Origin of the sequence: Alkalihalophilus lindianensis, from assembly GCF_032843265.1 — a bacterium.
GTDB lineage: Bacteria > Bacillota > Bacilli > Bacillales > Bacillaceae_D > Alkalihalophilus > Alkalihalophilus lindianensis.
In genome coordinates this window covers 1-229 of the sequence record NZ_JAWJBA010001151.1, presented here as the reverse complement: position 1 = coordinate 229, position 229 = coordinate 1, and the positions used below count along the sequence as shown (strand labels likewise).

The window sequence follows — 229 nt, the reverse complement described above, 5'->3', positions numbered from 1 at the left end:
CTCCGCTTCTTCGAGTGTCGGTACCGGCGCATTGACGCCGTAATCCATGTTCAGCCGGCGCAGGTCCACACATTGCGCCAGCCGCTCCGCCTGCACCTGTGTGTCGGCGCAGATCACGAACACGCACACCAGCGCCCGCGACCGCGGTTCGCGCGGCGACGGCTGATAGCGTTTTTTGTAATCGCGCATCACCACGTCGCCGCCGCGCGCGCTGATGAAATGCGCGAAG

The 229-nt window shown here is 65.1% G+C and carries 1 pseudogene; it reads right to left on the bottom strand.

What is annotated here, in order from left to right:
• Positions 1–229: pseudogene (locus RYX56_RS25680) on the bottom strand (LLM class flavin-dependent oxidoreductase); the annotation flags it as partial.